This is a genomic window from Acidocella aquatica, from assembly GCF_030160635.1.
In the GTDB taxonomy this organism is placed as follows: Bacteria; Pseudomonadota; Alphaproteobacteria; order Acetobacterales; family Acetobacteraceae; genus Acidocella; species Acidocella aquatica.
Genome location: NZ_BSOS01000121.1, coordinates 1 through 1,251 on the forward strand (window position 1 = coordinate 1; position 1,251 = coordinate 1,251).

At 61.3% G+C, this 1,251-nt stretch carries 2 protein-coding genes; both read right to left on the minus strand.

Annotation, left to right across the window (positions count from 1 at the left end; translation table 11 throughout):
- On the minus strand, positions 1-716 hold a 716-nt coding region (locus QQJ84_RS19225), incomplete at its 3' end, for an ATP-binding cassette domain-containing protein (RefSeq protein WP_284259942.1).
- Between the two features lies 1 nt (position 717).
- Positions 718-1,251: ABC transporter permease (locus tag QQJ84_RS19230; protein WP_284259943.1), on the minus strand; the 534-nt coding region annotated here is incomplete at its 5' end.

Below are 1,251 nucleotides of genomic sequence, written 5' to 3' on the forward strand. Positions count from 1 at the left end.
AGGCTGAGTTTGGCGCGTGGTGCGTCGAGTTCGACTTCTCCGCGGGAGAGGACGATGAAGTGGTCGCCGACCATGTAGGCATGGTGCGGGTTGTGGGTGATGAAGATGACGCCCGTGCCTTGTTCGCGCGCGGCCTGGGCGATGTAGCGCAGCACGAGGCCTGATTGCGATACGCCAAGGGCCGCGGTTGGCTCGTCGAGGATCAGCACGCGCGCCCCGAAGTAGACGGCGCGCGCGATGGCCACCACCTGCCGCTGGCCGCCGGAGAGTGTTCCCACCGGTTGGTCGAGATCCGCGACCTTGATGCCCATGCGGCGCAATTCGCGGTCGGCGATTTCATACATCGCCTTCACATCGAGATGTTTGAAGATCCCCTTGCCCGTGGTGATTTCCGACCCCAGGAAAAAATTGCGCCAGATCGGCAGCAGCGGCACCAGCGCCAGTGTCTGATACACCGCCGAAATGCCCAGATCGAGCGCCTCGCGCGGGGAATTGAACTTCACCGGCGCGCCATCCACCGCGTAGACCCCGGCATCATGCTGGCGCAGGCCGGAGATGATGCTGATCAGGCTCGATTTGCCGGCACCATTATCGCCCAGAACGCAGGTGACCTCGCCACGGTGCACCGAGAGGGTGATGCCGCGAAGCGCATTGATGTTGCCATAGCTTTTGCCGACATCCGCCAGTTGGATGATTGGATTCGATTGATTTTCCATTTCACTTCCCCCCGCCGGCCCGCGTGCGGATCCAGGTGTTGACGACCGTTGCAATCAGCAGCGTCGCACCGACGAAAAACATAAACCAGTCAGGATTCCAGTCCGCATAGATCACGCCTTCGGTTGTCATGCCGAAGATGAACGCGCCAAAGGCGGAGCCAATGGCCGAACCGTAGCCGCCCGTCATCAGGCAACCACCCACGACCGCCGCCGCGATGTAGAGCATTTCATTGCCGACACCCGATGCGGACTGAACCGTGTCGTATTCGAAGAGCATGTGCATGCCGAGGAACCACGCGCCAAAGCCGACCAGCATGAACAAGGCGATCTTCATCTTGTCGACCGGAACACCCACGGCCCGCGCGCTGTCGCTCGCGCCGCCGACCGCGAAGATCCAGTTGCCAAATTTCGTGCGCAGCAAAACCCAGGTGGCAACCAGCAGAAACACAATCCAGTAGGCGATCGCCACGCTGATATTCACATTGCCGATCTCGATCGAGGAGGCAAACACCGCGCGCGCCGAAGCATAGCCCGG